At 41.7% G+C, this 20,028-nt stretch carries 19 protein-coding genes; 6 read left to right on the top strand and 13 right to left on the bottom strand.

Going from position 1 to position 20,028, the window contains the following annotated elements; all coding sequences use genetic code 11:
* Positions 1 to 7: 7 nt before the first annotated feature.
* From CWC02_RS13730 to CWC02_RS13715, 4 genes are read right to left on the bottom strand one after another with little or no spacing between them, the layout of a single operon-like run.
* A complete protein-coding gene (locus CWC02_RS13730; protein WP_138618794.1) occupies positions 8 to 1,483 on the bottom strand; it encodes a sensor histidine kinase in 1,476 nt (491 codons plus the stop codon).
* Positions 1,483 to 2,208 (bottom strand): response regulator transcription factor, encoded by a 726-nt coding sequence (locus tag CWC02_RS13725; protein WP_138618792.1) that lies wholly within the window; start codon positions 2,206 to 2,208, stop codon positions 1,483 to 1,485. Before CWC02_RS13725 ends, CWC02_RS13730 begins: the two co-directional genes overlap by 1 nt.
* A gap of 58 nt (positions 2,209 to 2,266) precedes the next feature.
* Positions 2,267 to 2,971 (bottom strand): spondin domain-containing protein, encoded by a 705-nt coding sequence (locus tag CWC02_RS13720; RefSeq protein ID WP_138598945.1) that lies wholly within the window; start codon positions 2,969 to 2,971, stop codon positions 2,267 to 2,269.
* A 9-nt stretch (positions 2,972 to 2,980) separates the two neighbouring features.
* A complete protein-coding gene (locus CWC02_RS13715) occupies positions 2,981 to 3,682 on the bottom strand; it encodes a spondin domain-containing protein (protein ID WP_138618790.1) in 702 nt (233 codons plus the stop codon).
* Positions 3,683 to 3,886: 204 nt separating this feature from the next.
* On the opposite strand from CWC02_RS13715, the gene CWC02_RS13710 reads away from it, so the two are divergent.
* Together CWC02_RS13710 and CWC02_RS13705 are read left to right on the top strand one after the other, a co-directional pair.
* Positions 3,887 to 4,258 (top strand): DUF4870 domain-containing protein, encoded by a 372-nt coding sequence (locus CWC02_RS13710; protein ID WP_138598947.1) that lies wholly within the window; start codon positions 3,887 to 3,889, stop codon positions 4,256 to 4,258.
* A 57-nt stretch (positions 4,259 to 4,315) separates the two neighbouring features.
* Entirely contained in the window at positions 4,316 to 4,753 is a 438-nt protein-coding gene (locus CWC02_RS13705) for a YqaA family protein (protein ID WP_138618788.1), read from the top strand.
* On the opposite strand, the gene folX is transcribed toward CWC02_RS13705, so the two are convergent.
* The 6 genes from folX to CWC02_RS13675 form a co-directional block, all read right to left on the bottom strand.
* A complete protein-coding gene (gene folX / locus CWC02_RS13700) occupies positions 4,750 to 5,109 on the bottom strand; it encodes a dihydroneopterin triphosphate 2'-epimerase (protein WP_054554637.1) in 360 nt (119 codons plus the stop codon). The two genes, CWC02_RS13705 and folX, sit on opposite strands and share 4 nt — an antisense overlap.
* 2 nt (positions 5,110 to 5,111) lie before the next feature.
* Positions 5,112 to 5,666: a GTP cyclohydrolase I FolE gene (gene folE, locus CWC02_RS13695; protein WP_054554638.1), complete on the bottom strand. Its 555-nt coding sequence runs from the start codon at positions 5,664 to 5,666 to the stop codon at positions 5,112 to 5,114.
* An 18-nt stretch (positions 5,667 to 5,684) separates the two neighbouring features.
* Positions 5,685 to 6,404: a dihydromonapterin reductase gene (gene folM, locus CWC02_RS13690; RefSeq protein ID WP_138618786.1), complete on the bottom strand. Its 720-nt coding sequence runs from the start codon at positions 6,402 to 6,404 to the stop codon at positions 5,685 to 5,687.
* A 246-nt stretch (positions 6,405 to 6,650) separates the two neighbouring features.
* A complete protein-coding gene (gene nadE / locus CWC02_RS13685; protein ID WP_138618784.1) occupies positions 6,651 to 7,487 on the bottom strand; it encodes an NAD(+) synthase in 837 nt (278 codons plus the stop codon).
* A 67-nt stretch (positions 7,488 to 7,554) separates the two neighbouring features.
* Complete coding sequence (locus CWC02_RS13680; protein WP_054554641.1) at positions 7,555 to 8,181, bottom strand: YceH family protein; 627 nt, start codon at positions 8,179 to 8,181, stop codon at positions 7,555 to 7,557.
* A 14-nt stretch (positions 8,182 to 8,195) separates the two neighbouring features.
* The gene (locus CWC02_RS13675; RefSeq protein ID WP_138618782.1) at positions 8,196 to 11,561 is read right to left on the bottom strand and encodes an ATP-binding protein; all 3,366 of its coding nucleotides are present in this window, start codon (positions 11,559 to 11,561) and stop codon (positions 8,196 to 8,198) included.
* 178 nt (positions 11,562 to 11,739) lie between these two features.
* On the opposite strand from CWC02_RS13675, the gene CWC02_RS13670 reads away from it, so the two are divergent.
* Positions 11,740 to 14,022: a penicillin acylase family protein gene (locus CWC02_RS13670; protein WP_138618780.1), complete on the top strand. Its 2,283-nt coding sequence runs from the start codon at positions 11,740 to 11,742 to the stop codon at positions 14,020 to 14,022.
* On the opposite strand, the gene CWC02_RS13665 is transcribed toward CWC02_RS13670, so the two are convergent.
* Positions 14,019 to 15,110 carry a GGDEF domain-containing protein gene (locus CWC02_RS13665; protein WP_138618778.1) on the bottom strand — a complete coding sequence of 364 codons (1,092 nt, stop codon included), beginning with the start codon at positions 15,108 to 15,110 and terminating at the stop codon, positions 14,019 to 14,021. The two genes, CWC02_RS13670 and CWC02_RS13665, sit on opposite strands and share 4 nt — an antisense overlap.
* Before the next feature lie 244 nt (positions 15,111 to 15,354).
* On the opposite strand from CWC02_RS13665, the gene CWC02_RS13660 reads away from it, so the two are divergent.
* Together CWC02_RS13660 and CWC02_RS13655 are read left to right on the top strand one after the other, a co-directional pair.
* Complete coding sequence (locus CWC02_RS13660) at positions 15,355 to 16,887, top strand: carbon-nitrogen hydrolase family protein (protein WP_138618776.1); 1,533 nt, start codon at positions 15,355 to 15,357, stop codon at positions 16,885 to 16,887.
* Positions 16,887 to 17,204, top strand: a complete 318-nt coding sequence (locus CWC02_RS13655; protein ID WP_054554646.1) for a DMT family transporter — start codon at positions 16,887 to 16,889, stop codon at positions 17,202 to 17,204. Before CWC02_RS13660 ends, CWC02_RS13655 begins: the two co-directional genes overlap by 1 nt.
* 40 nt (positions 17,205 to 17,244) lie before the next feature.
* Here CWC02_RS13655 and CWC02_RS13650 read toward each other — a convergent pair whose 3' ends face one another.
* Positions 17,245 to 18,123 (bottom strand): DMT family transporter, encoded by an 879-nt coding sequence (locus tag CWC02_RS13650; RefSeq protein WP_138598955.1) that lies wholly within the window; start codon positions 18,121 to 18,123, stop codon positions 17,245 to 17,247.
* A gap of 235 nt (positions 18,124 to 18,358) precedes the next feature.
* Between CWC02_RS13650 and CWC02_RS13645 the strand changes: the two genes are divergently transcribed.
* Positions 18,359 to 18,742 (top strand): MAPEG family protein, encoded by a 384-nt coding sequence (locus CWC02_RS13645; protein WP_138618774.1) that lies wholly within the window; start codon positions 18,359 to 18,361, stop codon positions 18,740 to 18,742.
* Positions 18,743 to 18,820: 78 nt separating this feature from the next.
* Here CWC02_RS13645 and CWC02_RS13640 read toward each other — a convergent pair whose 3' ends face one another.
* Positions 18,821 to 20,026, bottom strand: a complete 1,206-nt coding sequence (locus tag CWC02_RS13640) for a M56 family metallopeptidase (RefSeq protein WP_138618772.1) — start codon at positions 20,024 to 20,026, stop codon at positions 18,821 to 18,823.
* Positions 20,027 to 20,028: the final 2 nt, after the last annotated feature.

The raw sequence follows: 20,028 nt of genomic DNA, 5'->3' as shown, positions 1-20,028 counted from the left end.
TCCGTGATTAAGCGGGTGCCTGCATTGCTAAATTAAAACGAAACTCACTGCCTTTTCCTAAGGTACTGCTGACGTTTATTTCACTATCCATTAGGGTGAGCAATTGCTTGCAAATAGCCAGTCCTAAGCCTGTTGAGCCTCGTTTTATGCTATTACGGGCCTGATAATGAGGTTCAAAAATAGCATTGAGTTCATCCTCATGAATACCAACCCCAGTATCAGATACTGCCACGTATAACTGATCACTTTGTTGGCTAACCTTGACGGCAATTTCACCGCCACTTGGGGTGTGTCGAATAGCATTCTCAATTAAGTTTGTTAGTACCCGCTCTAATTTTGCAATGTCTGCCGTCACGGTAAAGTCGCAAATTTCTGGGATAACCCTGAGTGAAATTCCTGCGGATTGTGCAGTGAGTGCAAGCTTTGCCACGCAATCATAAATCAACTCGCCTAAATTAAAGGTCTCTGATTGAATTTTTACTTGGCCGCACTCTAAATTAGCAAGTTCAAAAATTTGTTCGATCAGATGTTTTAATTGCTGGCAGTTATCCATTGCAAGGTTGAGGTAATGACGTTGCTCAGGCTCGTTTAAGTGGCTATCCGGTTTATTGATCACCTCAAGAAGGCCGTGCAGTGAAGATAGCGGCGTACGTAAATCATGTGATAAATGTGTAAGTAACTCACGGCGTTGTTTATCGGCTTGCTGTAATGACTGAAACTGCTCATCAATACGTGCGAGCATGGCATTGACGCCTTTGCTTAAATTGCCAATTTCATCATCAGCAGTGTAGCTTGAGTCCAATGACATTTTGGTTAGGCTGTAGTTAGCCGCTTCTATTTTATTAAGCTCTTTATTGAGTTTTTTTAACGGTAAGGTGAAGAATCTAAATAACAGCAACATCGCAATAAAGAGCGCAACTAAGGCGGCTATAAACCACATTGCGGCAAGCCAAAGGTTATCATTGGCTTTAATGTTTTTAAGGGTTGTATCGTAAGCTTGCCCGCCAATTATCACGTACAAATAGCCTTGCAGTTGTTGCTGATTATAAACTGGTGCGGTCGAAAAAATTTTTACGCCATCCTTGCTACGCGGATCATCACCATAAATTGGCGTGGCAGTGGGGTTGTCGAGTAGCTGCTGTATTGGGCTTAAGTTTATTTGTTGCCTAACAACTTGCCCCGGTTTGGCTGAATAAGTCAGTAAATGACCTTCTGGGTCTACAAAATAAAACTCAAAAGCCGGACCAAGTATCATCAGCGTGTGAAATAAGTTCTCCAGTGCGTCATAGTCATACACACCTTGTTTGATCAGTGGGTTGTCGTGCACTAAATGCTCGGCCAATTGGAGGTGCAAGTTTTGCTGAGCATGATGAACAGAGCTTTGCTCTAGCTGCTTACTCCAATTTAAAACGAGTGCGCACATCAGGCTAAAAATAAGCACCAATGACCAAGCGAGTTTTTGATATAGCGTCATTGATTTCATTAGTTTACACTCAATTGGCTAGGGTTTAATTTATAGCCTACGCCCCAGACTGTTTCGATAAAGGTTGTAGGGTGATGCTGCTCAAATTTACTGCGTAAACGGTTTATATGGGAATTAACCGTATGCTCGTAGCCGCTGTGTTGGTAACCCCACACTTGGTCTAGTAACTGTTGGCGGCTAAAAACATGGTTTGGGTGTTTAGCAAAATAGACTAGTAAATCGAATTCGGTGGCGGTTAAGTTAATTGCTTGGTCAGCTAAAAATGCTTGGTGGCTGGCAAATTCAATATGGAGTTCACCAAGTTGAATGACTGCTTGAGCGCTATCTTCATGATGTGATTGGGCTGCCATAAGTTGTGACCTATGCCGTAATTGTGTTTTTATTCGTGCTTGTAACTCTCTGGCGAAGAACGGCTTGCAAATGTAATCATCAGCGCCCATTTCCAGGCCAATCACTCTGTCCATATCGCTACTGAGTGCAGTTAGTAAAATAACGGCAATGCTTGGGTAGTGCTCTTTAATTTTGCGGCATAAGCTCAAGCCATCCATTTGTGGTAGATTGATATCGAGTAGCACCAAGCCGTAACTTGAGCTGGCAAGCTTCTTTATTGCAGCTTCAGCGCTCGAGGCTTCATCAATATGTAGGTTTAGGCAGTGTAATTGTGTGCTGATAAGTTGGCGTATTGCTCTATCATCTTCGACGATTAATAATTTTTCTTGGCGCATTGCTCACTCCAAATCACAGAGGCACATCCTTATGACCTCGGTGTAAGGAGTGCGATTATTATTGCGTCCGCGTTATCGTGAACCGAGCAACCGGGTTATCAAACTTATGCTGACTGGTGAGCACTGAGTTTGTCAGGCCATCATTTTGGCTGACCACACCTGGGTGCATTGCAACACGGTCAATATCGTCGCGCATTTCGTTGTAACCTTCGCCAGAATCAGCAGGGCCGGGGATTGTCCCAGCTGCTTCAGAGTTAGCTTCGGTGCCTGCATCATAGGCAAAACTAGTACGTGACAGTGACTCATTTACCGCTAACGAAGACACGTCTATAGCATTCAGACCGGTAAACGCGTCATTTGTATTCACCAACATGGTCGCTAAGCTGATTTTTAATGAATCAAGCTGCTCAGTACTCAGCATTAAAGTGACTTGCTCACCAGGAAGAAGTGGGCTTTCAGCTGAGCTTGAATTCATATTAAAATCAGCCGCTAATAATTCACTGTTATCTCCTCCTTCAGCCATTAATTCGAGGGCAGCTGAGGCTGGTTCGCCTATTTGCCAAAGCATACCCTCAGTGTGAGCAATGGCTGCAATCGGTGATAAAGGTTGGGCATTGGTTAAGTTTGTAACATGTACGGTAAATTCATAGCTCATAGCGGGCGTTACAGGATCTGTTACTTCCACCTCGTTATTATCTGAATCCCCACAGGCCGCAAGGCCGGCACTTAATGCGAGGATAATTAAGCTTTTTGAAAAGCGCATAATAACCTCCTATTTAACCGTAACTGTTAGCATCGCAACTGGGTTTAACCATCTGTGTACCGTGTTATCAAGGTCACTCATACCTGCTTCTAAATCGTCGTCACCTAAATTACCCGGATGAATATGCACCATCATATTCGTTTCGCTACTAGTGACGCCGCTGCCATTCATACCCGCATTGCCGCCCGGTGCAGCTGGAATACCTGGCGTGCCCGGCATGCCTGAACCCTCAACAACAAGCTCATCATTGGCTTCGGTACCTGCATCATAGGCATTGAGATAAACAGTGTAGGTACCAGCTTCTGTTGGGATCATCCAACTATCTAAACCCACAAAGCCATCATTGGTAGGCAGCAGCATGGCTGTGAGCGATAAGTAATTATTGCCATCGCTGGTAGATAAGCTCGCCATCGTTGAACTTGCTGGCGCCAATAGGCCTTCAGCTGGGTTAGCAACCATGTCACTGTTTGCAGCTGTGGCTTCACTCATTAATGGCTCGAGATTACCACCCTCAGCCATTGTCTGTAGTGCTGTAGAAGCAGGCATAGCAACGCTAAAGAGTTTACTGTCACTGTTGTGAGCCGTAATGAGAATAGGGGTAAAGTGTAAACCTTGCGTGAGGTTAGTCAGTTTTATATCAAGCTCAGCTGCTTGGCTTGTAAGGCTAGTTACTGCGCATGCAGCGAACAAAGTTAAAGGTAAAGCTTTCATGTGAGATTCCTGTTTTTGATGATTCAAAATCAGTATCGAATAGCAATATCCAAAAACCTTCACGAAGTTATCACATTTTTATCACGGCATTGATTACAGCTTTTTTGCTGGTTGAGAGTTTTAAATTTAATCAATTTAGCTAGGGTAAAATGCTATTAAGGTTTATAGTAAAGAGACAAATAGACCCATAACAAGGAATTTAAAATGGATGATAATCAAAAAGTTGAAATAATTGTGGCAGATAAAGACCAGCGCACTTGGGCAATGTTTTGTCACTTAAGTGCCTTAGCTGGTTTACTTTTTCCGTTTGGCTCAGTGATTGGACCTTTGATTGTTTGGCTTGTAAAAAAAGAAGAAATGCCGCTCGTTGCTGAGCATGGTCGCAAGTCATTAAACTTTCAATTAACCATGATGATTGCTTACATTGTCTGCTTTATGCTGATGTTTGTTGTCGTTGGTGTGATTTTGTTGCCATTGGTAGCGTTATTCTCATTGATTATGGTGGTAGTCTCGGCGATTAAAGCCAACGATGGTAAAGAAGTAAATTACCCAATGGCGATTGAATTTATAAAATAAATTGATTGCCATATAATAAAAGCTCAGCCGTTTGCTGAGCTTTTTTATGTGATGTTTATGGCCTACTTATCGTTATTCTTCAGTGCATTTATTGCAGCTACCCTATTACCTAGCTCTTCAGAATTAGTGATGACCGCTATGGTAGCCTGTGGTGATTATCTACTTTGGCTATTATGGCTAAGTGCAACCGTGGGCAATGTGCTTGGGAGCTGTGTTAATTATTGGCTGGGCACACAAGTCATGCGATTTAAAGACTGTAAATGGTTTCCCGTTTCACAAAAGTCGATAGATAAAGCTGAGCAGCAATTTAATAAGTACGGTATTTACAGTTTGATGTTTGCTTGGCTGCCTATTGTCGGCGACCCGTTAACGGTAGTTGGCGGAATTTTTAGGGTTAAGTTTCCAATCTTTTTGTTACTTGTGACCCTAGGCAAAGGCGCACGTTATTTAGCTGTGCTTGCCTTTGCGGTAGGGCTTGATAAATTCTTATTCTAGCTTTTTTGCCAATCAAGAGTCAGTGATACTGAATCTGCAAAGCGCAGCGCGTGCGGTTTATCAACGCGCACTTTGGCATAGTGAACACTTTGATGCTGGTGGCAAATTGCTAAAATCTCAGCAACCAATTTTTCTAACAGCAAAAAGTGGCCTTCCTCTACAAGGCTGATCACTTCTTTGGTGATAGTCTTGTAGTTTAGCGCTTTATCAACCGCATCAGTTTCACAGGCTTGATCTGCAGGGTAGTGGATTTCTAAGTTAATCACTACATCTTGTTTTTTCTCACGTTCCTCAGGATTAAAACCAATAAAGGTTCGTAGCCTGAGGTTAGTGACATTAATAATTGCGTTGGCCATCATTACCCTCTAACTAGTTGTAAAAACTCGTTACGGGTTTTTGGATCGGCTCTGAAGTTACCTAACATAACTGATGTACGCATGCTTGAATTTTGTTTTTCAACGCCGCGCATCATCATACACATGTGTTTTGCTTCAACGATTACGCCAACACCTTTCGCACCAGTTACTTCTTCAACCGCTTTAGCAATTTGATGAGTTAATTGTTCTTGAATTTGAAAACGACGCGCATACATATCAACAATTCGCGCAAACTTCGATAAACCAAGTACTTTGCCGTTAGGAATATAAGCAATATGACAGCGGCCAACAAACGGTAATAAGTGATGTTCACACATAGAGTAAAGCTCAATGTCTTGGATTAAAACCATATCATCGGCGTCTGAAGTGAATACCGCATTGTTGGTGATCTCGTCTAATGTTTGACGATAACCTTTAGTCAGGTACTCCATTGCTTTTGCAGCGCGCTTTGGTGTGTCGAGTAATCCTTCACGAGCAGGATCTTCACCTACCGCAGTAATTATTTGTTGGTAACTGTTTTTTAAATCATCGTGCATAGCTTTCTCAGTAATTCGTTATTTTAAATGTCTGCCACCATCAACAGGCATAGAACGACCTGTGATGTATTGGCTGCTTAGTATTAGTTCTACGCTGTTAATAATCTCGGCGCAGCCGGGCTCAATGCCCATTAGCGATTTCTTTAATGTTTTGGCTTTGTACTCGTCACTATCGTGCTCGTTAAAAATGATCAGCGAGGGAGCGATAGCATTCACTTTAATGGCCGGTGCAAATTTAGCGGCAAATGACTTTGTTAAATTATCAAGCGCCGCTTTACTTGCTGCATAAGCAAGGTGCTTAGGACTGCCTTTTTCAACAACATAGTCAGTTAAATGAATAATATCTGCGGCTTGGCCACTGTTTTGCTGATAATGCAGTAGCAAGTCAGAGGCTGCTAAATTAATTAAATAGGGCGCTTTGGCATGAATACGCATCATGTTATCAAATAGGTCAGCGTAATCGTGATTATTTGCTTCGCAATCCCAGCTAGATGCATTATGAATAATTGCCTTGAGCTGGTTGGTATGCGCTTTTAATTCTTCAATAAAGTGCCCGATAGCTTGGTCACTATTAAAATCTGCATGGATACAAATAGCGCCTTTGCCTGCAAGCACATCAATTGCTGCATGGCGGGTACGATAAGTGACTATGATTTCTTGCCCTTGCGATAATAAGTGCTCGGCCAGAGCGAGTCCAATACGTTGGCCTGCGCCGGTAATTAAGATGGGCGATGACATAAGCTAATATAAAACCTTAGATTTTTGATTTGAAATATAATGTATTTACTGTAACAACTATAAACCAAATTACAGAACTATTTCATCTTTACTGCAATCATGTTGCTAACTTTTACGTCAGGCATGATGTTCCAGATCATTTTGTGAAGCTGATAATCAGTGATTGAAGGTTCTGAATATTGCTAAGGGGGGCGGGAGGAGTAGAAAAGGGCAATTATTATTGCCCTCGCAATGTTTAAACTACCCTTAAAGCTCGTCGTAAACGGTTGGGATTGCTTGGCGTTTATGTTGAGTACGTAAGTAAATTGCTGTTAGCTTTTCTTCGACTTCATTGCTGACGTCTTTACCTTCTAAGAAATCATCAATTTGATCGTAAGTGAGGCCTAGCGCTTCTTCGTCAGTCAGACCTGGGCGATCACACTCTAAATCGGCCGTTGGGGCTTTATTTACCAGTACTGCTGGTGCTCCCAAATGCTCAGCAAGTGCACGAACTTGACGCTTTGATAAACCAAATAACGGCGCTAAATCACATGCACCGTCACCAAACTTGGTGTAAAAACCCGTGATGTTTTCAGCACTGTGATCGGTACCAACCACTAAGCCTTGGCAGAAACCAGCAATTTCATACTGCGCAACCATGCGCTGGCGTGCCTTCACATTGCCTTTGATAAAGTCAATTTTAGCTTGCTCTGGTAATTCAGCACCACCACCAACAACCGCGGCCATTGCTTGTTCATGCATGCCATCGACAGCCGCTTTAATGTTAACCGTCATACGCTTGCTTGGCTTAATAAAATCAACAGCCATTTGTGCTTCATCTTCATCTGCTTGAACACCATAAGGTAAGCGAACTGCAATAAATTGATATTTGTTGGTGTTGTATTCTTGGTTTAATTCATCAACCGCTAATTGGCATAAGCGGCCACAGGTTGATGAATCAACACCGCCACTGATCCCTAATACAAGTGAGCGAGAGTGCGCAGCAGTAAGTCGGCTTTTAAGAAAGTTAACGCGACGGGTGATTTGTGCTTTTACATCAATAGTTGGTTGGACTTTCATTTCCGCCAGAATGTCGGCACGCATGGTAGAGCTCCTATTTTTCGTTGTGGTTGTCAGCGTTTTTTACATTATGTTATGGGCGCGGTTTTTATTAAAGACCTAAATGCGCTTTTATTTCGTTGACTTGCTGCTTAAGATCTTCGATTTCGCTCAGTAATTGTTGCACTTCACTGTTGTTATCCTGCATCGGCTCACTAGCAGCCATATCCTCAGTGATGCTGTCTGGGTCAACAAATAAGTGCATATAGCGGCTCTCTCGTTTGCCTGGCTCTCGTGCTAAGCGTGCAACATGTTCTTGCTCAATGAGTGCATTTAATGCGGCTTCAACTTCATTGACATTGCTAAACTCAGCGAGGCGGTTGCTGCGCGTTCTTAGTTCTCCCGGTGTTTGTGGGCCGCGTAGCAGCAGTAAACAAATAATGGCGCGTTGCTGCTCAGTAAATTGCAAACTGCCAAATTCTGTATTACAAAAGCGGTGAGCATATTTATTAACCCGCCCTGATAACCCTTCATCAAGAGTTACTAAGCGTGATGCAATAAGCTCATCGAGTGTATCTTGTACTTGCGCCTCAGTGAGAGACAGTACCGGTTCACGGTTAGATTTTTGATTACATGCATTAGTGAGGGAGTTTAAAGATAACGGATAATGTTCGGGTGTTGTACTTTGCTTTTCGAGTAAACAGCCAATAACGCGTTGTTGTATCGATGATAATTGCATGATTTTATTTCTCTTTAATGTGCTGCACTTAGCCAAATTGCTAATTTTTTATTTAATGAGTCAAAGTTAAGGGGTTTTGTTAAATAATCATCCATGCCAGCATCTAAACAGCGTTCTTTGTCACCCTGCATTGCATTGGCAGTTAGTGCAACAATATTGACTTTCTGATGTGCTTCGCCAGCTTTTCCTAATCTTATTGCCTTTGTTGCTTGATAGCCGTCCATTTCTGGCATTTGGCAGTCCATTAGCACTAGTTCGTAAGGGGCATCCTCATTATTTGCTAGTTTTGTTATTGCCTCAAGACCATTTTCAGCAATGTCAAAACTAATACCTGCTTGTTTGAGTAAGGCGCCAGCAACCACTTGGTTAACTTTATTGTCTTCGACTAATAAGACGCGAGATGATGTACTCGAAGCTGGTATGGAAATTTTAGCGATGCTTTGTTCTTTATTTACTTGTTGTTGTTCAATGTACTTTTCGTTAGCCAAAGAGTTAAATAAGTCTGAAGGGGTTAAAGGTTTAAATATAATACTTTGCGCTTCTAAAGTTTGTTTAGATTGCTCTTCAGTTAGGCTCATAGGTGCCATTAAAATACATTTACATGCATTGTTATTATAATATTTTTGGAACGCTCGTTGCTCTGATTGTTCTGCTTGCATATAAAGTTGGTAATCTATAAAAACTGCATCGCAAGGTGGCTCTTGAGAGTGGGCTGCACGGTTAATTAAGCTTGGCATATTGCCAATAACTTCAACTTTTGCTCCCCATAATTGCAATTGTTTTTTAGTAATGCTGCTACTGAGCTTGCAGTTGTCAGCAATTAAAATGCGTTTTTTATCAATTAAGTGACTTGGCTCATGCAGCTGCTTTTGGTAGTCAAATTTTACTTTAATTGAGAAATTGAACGTGCTGCCTTCTCCATAAGAACTGACAACATTTACATCGCCGCCCATTAGAGTACAAAGCTGTTTAACAATGGCAAGACCAAGGCCTGTGCCGCCATATTGCCGGGTAGTTGAAGCATCAGCTTGAGTAAAAGAATCAAAAAGAGTTGCTTGTTTTTCTGGTTTTATGCCTAAGCCATTATCAACAACAGAGCAATTCAGATATAACTCGTTATCAGCAGTTTCAAGTTTGGCTATCACGACTATCTCACCGTCTTTTGTGAATTTAACTGCATTACCTATTAGGTTATTGATGATTTGCCTAATACGATTTGGGTCGCTTATGATAAATTCACGTTTGATATGAGTTGCATCTAGTAACAGTTTGGTATTGTTTTGCTCTGCTTTTATAGCAAATGATTCAATGGTATCGCCTAGAAGTTTAGATATATTAAAACTCACGTTTTCGATATCGAGCTTACCAGCTTCAATTTTTGAAAAGTCTAAAATATCATTGATAATATGCAGCAATGACTCTGCTGATGACTGTGCCAATTCAAGATGATGGCTTTGTTGTTTATCTAATTTTGTTTGTTTAATGATATTAAGCATGCCAATAACCCCATTCATCGGGGTGCGGATTTCATGGCTCATACTTGCTAAAAATTCACCTTTTATTTTTACTGCTTGTTCTGCTGCATTTTTCGCTTGAACTAGCTGATGTTCAGTTTCTATACGCTGTTGGCTTGCATGTAAGCTACCAATAAGTGCCGCAACTGCAATTAAAAAGCTTTCCTCGTTTTTACTCCAATGTCGTCTTGATGCGCTGTTCTCTGCGCACACCACTCCCATACTTTTACTCCCAGTCGGAATGATTGCAGTAAGCATGGAGCGAATATCAGCGCGATCAAAATAATTGCTAGCTAACTCCTTGGTAAACGGGTGGTGATATGCATCACTCGCATTTATAACGGCGTTATTGTTAATGGCATCAAAATAGTTAGGGTGTTCTATTTGCTGTAACGACACTGCCCGACTAAAACGCGATTGATTTTGATCATGACTAGCAAACGAGTTAAGCGTTTGTCGGTCTTCGCTAAATAACCAAATGCTTGCTCGATCAACCTCTAGTGCTTGGCATATCGCTTTTACAATTACATGCTTAGATAAGTTTAAATTACCCGTTAAGACGGCTTCGTGAACAGTTAATGAGGCAAGTATTTCGTTGTGCAAGGCAATTTTATTGTTTTCAAGCTCAACACGTTTGCGAGCATCTATGTTTTGTAATGATCCAAATAGTTTGATACAGCGGCCATTCTTATATTCAGATTCGCCATGCGCTAAAACCCAGATAGCTTCGCCTGATACAGTGATTATTTGCACTTGAGTTTCAAAGCTTTCACCTTCTTTTATCGCTTTTTCGATTAAGTGGCGAATTTTGTCACGGCTGTAACCGGGTTTAAAATAGTCGAGATTGGTTGGCCATTGTGGTTGTTTATTGAGTGGCAACTTAAAGATTTGTTTAGTCATATCTGACCAATAAACAGCTTTGGTCTCGAGATTAAATGACCACGCACCTACTTTTGCTAGGCTACTCATTGTTTCGAGCATTCGCTCGCTTTTGTATTGGCGCTCGAGCATTTTTAAAAAGAACACACAAGCACCCGCAAATAATATACATACGATAATTATGGCGATACGTAACGGCCAAATGGCTGATTTTGGTGGATGCCAACCTGCTTTCGGAACAGCATACATACGCCAATTCCCGCCAGGGAAATTAATGCCAAAATTAAGTGGTGTGTCATTTAAAATAGCGCTATTTCCGTAGAAAAACTCCCCCTCAGCACCTAACCCGTTGCGACCCTGTAACGCTATGTCGTAGTGCTTATTTAAAGCTAGAAGCCCCGAATTGTTATAAACTTTATCAATATCGAGTACGACAGAAAGTAATCCCCAAAAGTGCTGTTCTGGTGGTGTAAAAATAGGCATGCGAGCTATTAAGGCTTGACCGCCTTGTACTAGTTCTAAGGGACCTGCCATGACAATTTTGTTTTCATCGCGCGCCTTAATTGCATCGTCTCGCTGCGCGGCGTTTTCTAGAAAATTGAGACCAATTGATTTCTCATTTCCTTTTAGTGGGTAAGTCATCTGAATGATCATGTTTGGTGCAGCGCCGATATTTCTTAATTCTGAAGAGGTTTCGAATAATGGCGTGGCAATTTGAGAAAAGCGGCTTTGATTTAAATTTGGCTCAGCAGCAACTGCGACGGCAAGGCCGCGAACAAGTTGAATATTAGAGATTAGAGTCGCCTCTAACTTTGCACGGTAAGCGCTAACTCGCGCAATCTCCTGAGCACGGAATGCATCTTTTTCTCGGCTATAGTTTAATTGATCGATGATTAAGCCAATTACAATAACTAGCGCAAGTGAAAACCAAAAGGCTAACTTTAGTTTTTGCAGTTTTTTATTATCGGTTTCAGTTGCTAATGGCATGAGAAAGATTGATTTCTAAACTATTTCCCTACTATAGACAATTTCTGAGGCAATTAACAATCATCAGCTAATCAAGAAAACTAAATTTAAATATTTGGATAGCAACACTATTTTTTCACAAAACTCAGGTTAATATAGCAGGTTAATACAGTGTTACTTTAGCGCAAGGGTAAATGGCATGTTCAAGATAATCAAATGGTTATTAATAGGTTTGTTCGTTGTGGTGTTACTCGCAACAGGGCTTGTTTATGGTGTATTAAATCTAAGTTTACCGGCTCTTGATGGCCGGGGTAAAAGCGACGCTATTTCGCAATCAGTGAAGATTGAACGAGACACTTTAGGGCAGGCTGTTATTCATGCCGAAAACCGTTTAGATGTAGCCTATGCTCTTGGTTTTGCGCATGGTCAGGACCGATTCTTTCAAATGGATTTACTGCGCCGTAATGCCGCAGGTGAGCTTAGTGAATTATTTGGTAAAGCTGCTGTTGGGCTTGATAAAAAAATGCGTTTTCATCAGTTACGCAAACGTAGTCAGATTGCTGTTGCGCAGTTACCAGCAAAAGATAAAGCGCTATTAAAAGCTTACGCGAATGGGGTTAATGAGGGTTATGCGCAAGTAGGTTTCGATAGTTTTGAATATTTACTGACTGGCGCTGAAGCAAAACCTTGGCAAAGTGAAGACAGCTTACTAATCATTTTTAGTATGTATTTAGATTTGCAAACGGCTACCTTTGAACGCGACAAAACACTAATCGAAATCGAAGATCTATACGGTAAGGCGATGATCGACTTTATTACTCAGCCTAGCCTTTATCAAGCGGCGCTCGATAACAGCCTATTAGCACCTTATAACGGCGGTATTCCAAATCTCAAAGACGCTCAATGGGCTATGACTGAGATTGCAGAGCGCAAGGAGCTTGGTAGTAATAACTGGGCAGTTACTGGGCAGTTAACTGAAACTGGTGCTGCAATGTTGTCAGACGATATGCACTTATCATTTGCTGTGCCAATCATTTGGTACCGTGCCCAGCTCAATTATCCACTCAATGGTGAAATGCAGCAAATCACCGGTGTGTCATTACCTGGCGCTCCAGCAATTGTAGTTGGCACCAATAATAAAATAGCGTGGGGATTCACCAATGGTTACCTAGATACAGCCGATTGGATAGCCCTTGAGAGTAAAGAGAAAACGTGGCAGATAGATGAACCCATCTTACTCAATGACGGCAGCATTGAAAATTATGCTTTAACTATGAGTGAATATGGCCCAGTAAAAGAAATTAATGGCAAACCATATGCACTAAGTTGGGTTGCTCACCATGAGTATGCGGTTGATATGGAATTACTTAAGCTTGAGCAAGCAAGTACGGTTGATGATGCACTAGCGCTTGCGGCTGAAGTGGGTATTCCTGTCCAAAACTTGATGGTTGTTGATGATCAAGGTAACGCCGCTTGGAAGAATATGGGAGCCGTTCCAGCCCGTAAAGAGCCCCATCAATTAGCGGTGGCTGAGCAAGCGTATCCTGCAGCGTGGCATGAAAACGAAACGCTGCGTCCATTTGTTAAAAACCCAGACAGTGGCCGATTATGGACGGGCAACTCACGCGTTGTTTCCGCAGAGGATGACCAGCGCTTTGGTAATGGTGCTTATGCCATGGGGGCTCGCTCGGCACAAATTCGCGATCGATTATTTGAAAAGCAACAGTTCAACGAACAAGATTTTTATGACTTACAACATGATAATGAAGCTCGATTCTTAACAGCTTGGCATAAACTGCTGGTCAATCAGCTCAGCAACGCAGGCGATAAATATGCGCTGTATTTAAAAGAGCTAAATAATTGGCAGGCGTGTGCTTGTAGCGATTCAATTGGCTATACCTTAGTAAAGCGTTACCGCAGTGAAGTAATTAATGGTTTATTTAGTCCATTAGAGAACAAGCTAAAAGCCCTCAACAGTAGCTTAAAGCCAGTAAAACGAGACTTAGAGCCTGCTGTTTGGCAACTTATCGAAGCGCAGCCTGAAGCATGGTTAAACCCAGAGTATGCAAACTGGAATCAGCAAATGCTAGCTGCATTTGATCGCGTTATCACTAAACTAACCGAGCAGTACGGTAACAACCCGCACAGCTGGGAGTGGGGTAAGGTCAACGAGTTAGTGATTGAGCACCCATTTGCCAAGCAAATACCGGTACTTAAAAGCTTATTGAATATGCCTACGGCGCCTGGGTTTGGTGATACCTTTATGCCTTCAGTACAAGGGCGTAGTTTTGGTGCTTCGCAGCGCTTTATTGTTCAACCAGGGCATTTAGATAAAGCGATTATGGCTATTCCGGGTGGGCAATCTGGGCATCCATTGTCAGAATTTTATCGTGCCGGGTTTAACGATTATGTCAGTAATGGTTTAACGCCATTATTGCCGCAAGAGATTGCACATAGCATTACTATTGAGGCAATTAATTAATCTTCATTTTCAAAAAATGTACTTTGAGCATGCACTATCGTGGTCTTATTACGGCCAGAGTGCTTGCTCTCATACAGCGCTGAATCTGCATACTGCAGCATTTTTTCTATGGGAGTAAGGGGTTGCCATTCGATTAAACCAAAGCTCATAGTTACTTTTAAATCCGGACAGTCAGGGTGAGCTTCCAATGCTGCTATTTTTGTACGCAAAGCTTCAATTTTTGCAAAGGCTTGGCGTTCATTAGATTGAGTAAGTATTAGTAAAAACTCTTCTCCGCCCCAACGAACTGCAATATCATCCTCGCTCATGAATTCACTGATGAGTCGTGAAATATTCACTAAAATAGTATCACCTTTATCATGCCCGTAATTATCATTGATTCTTTTAAACTGATCGATGTCTGCCATGGCCATGCAAAGAGGGGTGTTATTATTTATGCAATTTTTGCGTGCATTCATAATTAGCTTTTTAGCAAAGCGGCGATTGAAAAGTTTTGTAAGAGGATCCCGGGCTGCCATTTCCGTTAACTCTAGTCGTTGTGAAAGAGTAATCTCTCTAATAAAACCCATACCATAAATCATAGGTAAGCCAGCAATAATTATATTAATTATTTTAATATGGGGAAGCAGCTCAGAGTAAGCAAAAGGGTAGTTTGTATTTGAAAAAAACACATACAACAATGCAAAAGCAATGATCATTAACACGCTATACAAAGAAGCTCGCTTTAGAGTTAGTTGATAGTCGATCATTAACAAGCAAGACACAGTCCATAGATAAAATTGAAATCCTGCATCTAAGCCAAGCATTGCACAAACAATGGTTGAGTGAATAACAACTTCAAGACAAAACACACGAAGAGCTAAGGAGGTTAAACCTTGTTTGATTAGAAAAATTCCCCCAGCCCATGCACACACACTTAGAACATTTACTATTGCCAAAGTAGCTGCACCAATGTGAGCGAAAACGGGAATTAGCACAACGTGGACTGCGAGTGCAAAGTAAGCAATCTTCAAAATAATAAGAAACTTAACATGCTCTATTTCTTGTAACTCTGATTGCTTAGGTTGTTTTAAGAGATGTTTTAGCAACCGGACCTCTTAGACAGCTAGGTGTAAAAACTAGTATAGATTAAAATTTAGGCTGTGAAGAATTAAAGAGATTTCTGTTTCTTTAATTCATTTAATTTAATCGGGGTTAAACACCAGTTCACTTCGTTTTTGCTAAGCTTTAAGCTTGGCAGGACTGTGAATTAATGCCACTCTAATCAAACCATCATTGATATCGGCTTGCCGTTTGCCTTGATAATATTTTCGTGCCTAAAAAGGAGTAGTTATGCCGGCGGAAAAAACGCATTTAGAGATTTGTAATCTAACTAAAGAACAGTACCCACAAATAAAGACCCTCATGGATCAAGCTTACCCAGGGCTTGGAGGTGCTTGGCCAAACCATACTATTTTTAGGCTAATAGACCAGTTTCCGGAAGGGCAAATAGGCATTGTAGACGATGGTGTTTTAGTAGGCATCGCCTTGAGTGTACAGGTTGATTACGCGCGCTTTTCTAACCCACATACCTACGAAGATATTGTTGATGGTCACGACCGTGTATTTAGTGATCCTGAAGGTGATGCACTTTATGGTTTAGATGTGGTGATTTCATCAACTCACCGAGGGATGCGACTGGGTCGTCGCTTATACGATGCGCGTAAAGAGCTGTGCCGTCAGTATAACTTGCGCGCTATTTTAGCGGGTGGACGTATTCCGCGCTATTACAATCACAGTGCAGAGATGTCTCCGATGGAGTACATCGAAAAAGTTGACCACAAAGAGCTGTATGATCCGATTTTAAGCTTTCAGCTATCTAATGATTTCCAAGTTAAACGTTTACTTAAAAAATACCTTCCTGAAGATCAGGAGTCAGTTGGTTATGCCACTTTACTAGAGTGGAATAACATTATGTTTGAGCCGACTGATACGGTACTTGAGTCGACCAAATCAATTGTCCGTGTCGGTGCCGTACAATGGCAAATGCGTTGTGTTGAGTCTGTGGAAGAGCTGCTCAAGCAGGTGGAGTATTTTGTTGATACAGTATCAGATTATAAAAGTGACTTTATTCTGTTTCCGGAATTTTTCAATGCCCCGTTAATGGGTCTCACTGAGCAAAGCAATCAAACGGAAGCCATTCGTTATCTGGCCGAATACACAGAAACCTTCCGTGATGCGATGTCGCGCATGGCGGTTGAATACAATGCCAATATTATCACCGGTTCCATGCCACTCGCTGAAGACGACAAGATTTATAATGTCAGCTATTTGTGCCACCGTAGCGGTAAAATTGATGAGCAGCGTAAAATTCATATTACCCCTCACGAGCAAAATGACTGGGTGATCCAAGGTGGTGACAAAATTGCGGTATTTGAAACCGATGCGGGTCGTGTCGGTATTCAAATTTGTTACGATGTAGAGTTTCCTGAGCTGTCGCGTATTCTCGCTAAGCAAGGATTAGATATTTTGTTCGTGCCATTTTGGACAGATACAAAAAATAGTTACTTACGTGTTCGTCATTGTGCGCAAGCACGTGCAATCGAAAATGAATGTTATGTTGTGATTGCAGGCTCGGTTGGTAACTTACCTGAAGTAGAAAGCTTAGATGTACAGTATTCGCAATCAGCAGTGCTTACCCCTTCAGATTTCTCGTTCCCGCATGATGCAACCTTGAATGAAGCAACGCCAAATACTGAAATGCTGTTATTCAGTGATTTAGATATGGATAAACTTAAAATTCTTCACAGTGAAGGAACGGTAAGAAACTTAAAAGACCGCCGTGAAGATTTATATGATGTAATTTTGAAAAAGCGAGAACAATAATGGCGTGGTTGTATTTAATTGTCGCAGGGCTGTTAGAAATTGGCTGGCCTGTTGGCCTTAAAATGTCTCAACAGGCAGATAGTCGCTGGTTAGGGATTGCTATAGCTGTCGCCTTTATGGTCGCTAGTGGCTTTATGTTGTGGTTGGCGCAAAAGGATATTCCGATGGGGACATCCTATGCAGTATGGACAGGTATTGGTGCTGCTGGCACTTTCTTGGTTGGTATTTTATTTTATGGGGATGCCGCTACATTTGGCCGCATTGCCGGAGTACTGTTGATAATTAGTGGTGTAATAACCCTAAAGATTAGTCATTAAAAAAGCGGCATAGCCGCTTTTTTAATGACTAGGAATAAGCCTAATTGGGTAGCATTACAAGAATGGCAGCCAGTGCAATTAACACAAGCCCCGCCGTGTCTTGGCGTTTTAACGGCTGTTTTAACCAAAGAATCGATACCATAATGGTAAAAAATACTTCTATCTGCCCCAGTGTTTTTACATAAGCAACATGCTGCAAGCTCATGGCGCTAAACCAACCAATAGAACCTAAACAGCTACAAATACTAACAGCGGTCGTGGTGCCTTTGTGTTGCCACATTTTCTTAAAAGTATCGCGCTCTTTGAATGCAATATACACGCATAGCATCAGTGTTTGTAAACTGATTATCAGCACTAACACCCAAGCTGCAGAGTGCGGAAAAGTCAGCCCTGAACTTAAACTTGCTTCACGGATCCATGATGAAGAGAGAGCAAAAGAAGTGCCGCAAGCAAGCCCAAGCAGTGCGGTGCCCAAATTAAAGTGTTTAACATTCGCGATGCCACTTAATAGCAGTACCGCAATTGCACCAATAAATACGCCAACCCAGCCCAGTAACGACAGTGCTGAGCCAAAGAACATGACACCTAAAATGGCCGCCATTAGCGCTTCACTTTTAGCAAGCCCTGCACCGACTGCAAAGTTATTCATTTTAAACAGCTTTACCATTAAACCTGTGGCAACAATTTGGACGATACTGGCGCCAACAATGTAGCCAATAAAAGCCAGATTAAAGTCAGGAAGTGCGGCGTCTTGATATTGATAAAGTGCAAATAAATACAGGGCAGCAATTGGGCTGGCAACGATAAAGCGAGCAAGCGTTACCCCGGCAACACTCACTGTTGCACTGAGTTTACTTTGCAGAGCGTTGCGCCAAGACTGCATAAATGCCGCAAAAATAGTTAAGAAAATCCAAGTCATATTGAAAATAAATTAATGAGGAGAGGCGCTTAGAGTAACAAAACCAAAGTATGAGAGCATCAGCTTATCGACCAACTTGAGAAAAACTCAGCTGTGACAATATGCCGCAGGGCTTTTATGCTGACTTTAGACTATAGTGACAATGATGCTATTGCTGGCCGCTGCTGTTTTAAGTAGCGGCTTTTTTTTGTTTACGCTAGGGTAGGGTATTATAGTTAAAAGATAAGGAAATATAATGACCACACTGATTATCTGCGCACTCATCGCAGTACTCATCCCCTATTTAGCCAAAGCGCCTGTGGCTTTTGCACAAAATAAGTTGGCAGGCTACGACAATAAGCACCCTCGCGAGCAACAAGCTAAACTAACCGGCTTTGGTGCTCGTGCGTTGGCAGCACATCAAAATAGCTTTGAATCGCTGATTATTTTTGCGGTCGCGCTGGCAGTCGTTATAGGTAGCAATAATGTCTATCAGGTAACTGAGACCCTAGCGATTATGCATGTTATTGCCCGTGTGTTGTATTGTCTTTTCTACTACATAAACCAGGATATTTTACGTTCATTAGTTTGGCTTGTTGGCTATGTTTGTGCTGTGGCTATGATTGCTCTTTGTCTTTAGCGATAGAGCTAGTAGTCAAAAACCACAAAGCAAGCGGCTTAAATAAGGCGCTTGCTTTAGGGTCTTAAGTGATTGCTTTTACTTAGAGCTAACTTTAATTTTCTCTATTAAATCCTTTGCTTGGTAGTTTTCGTCTAAGGCAAAATCGAGTTGTACTAATGCGTTTTTAAAGCCGGATTCAGACGGCGCATACTGCCATTTTTTTAAGGCTCTTTTCGCTTCTCGATTGAAAACACCTTCAGGCTCTGCACTTACCACACTTACATTGCTGGTGGCGCCGCTTGGTAAAATATCGTATTTCAAAACGACTGAACCGCTAATACCTTGCTCTGCAGCTTGAATAGGGTATATCGGCTCTACACGCATAACCGCTTGATAGTCTTTTGTCTTTTCAACTGACATCGGCTGTTTTGCAATCGCAAAGCTGCTAAGCATGCCCGCTGTAAAAATAACTAACGCTGTTTTTGCGATAAATGAGCTGTTGTCGATCTGCTTTATTTGGTTTAGACGTTGTAACATGGTGTTTTTATCTCCGTATTGTGAATAAGCCATTAAGCCTGTTCTGCTAAAGCTTGCACAGTGCACTAATGCCTTACTGTATAAAATTCGTTGTTCTGTCGATTTATTTTTGAGTACTTGCTCATCACATGAAAGCTCTTGAATACGGCGCAGACTTGCATAACCAAGCCAAGCGACAGGGTTAAACCACAACAAAATAGTGGCACTTAAAGCGATGACATTAATTAGGTTGTCTTTGCGTTTAATGTGCACTGATTCATGCTCTAAAATAAGCGCTAAAGCATGGTTATCGTAGTGACTTTGATAGTTTGTAGGCAGCACTAGCTTGGTATTTAAAACCCCTACAACCATAGGTGAGCTCACTTGGTTGCTTTGGTATAAGCGCATACTTTGATTGCTGTGATGATCAAGCGTAATTGGCGCTAACTGCAGTTTTGCTAAAAAACGGTAATGAAAATATACGGCAGTGATCAGCAGTGCGGCACTAATAAAGCCATAAATAGCAAACCAAGTGAGCGTAAACTGTGGCATTATTGCTGTGTTTGGCGTGATAGTCAGCTTACTGATAAAGTCGTTTTGAATTGGCTTTAAGTGCTCTGGTAGGTTCGCTAACAATAAACTAATTGGTAAAAGCGCCCACAGTGTATAAACCAAGCGTGCCGATAGCTGGCTTAGTAACTTTCGCTCTAGCAGCAATAAAAACATAATTGCAGATGAGATCAAAAGTTGTTGATCTAACAGCCAATTAAAAAATGCATCTAACATAA

It is taken from the genome of Pseudoalteromonas sp. S2721, assembly GCF_005887425.1.
In the GTDB taxonomy this organism is placed as follows: domain Bacteria; phylum Pseudomonadota; class Gammaproteobacteria; order Enterobacterales; family Alteromonadaceae; genus Pseudoalteromonas; species Pseudoalteromonas simplex.
This window is presented reverse-complemented; position numbering and strand designations above follow the sequence as displayed.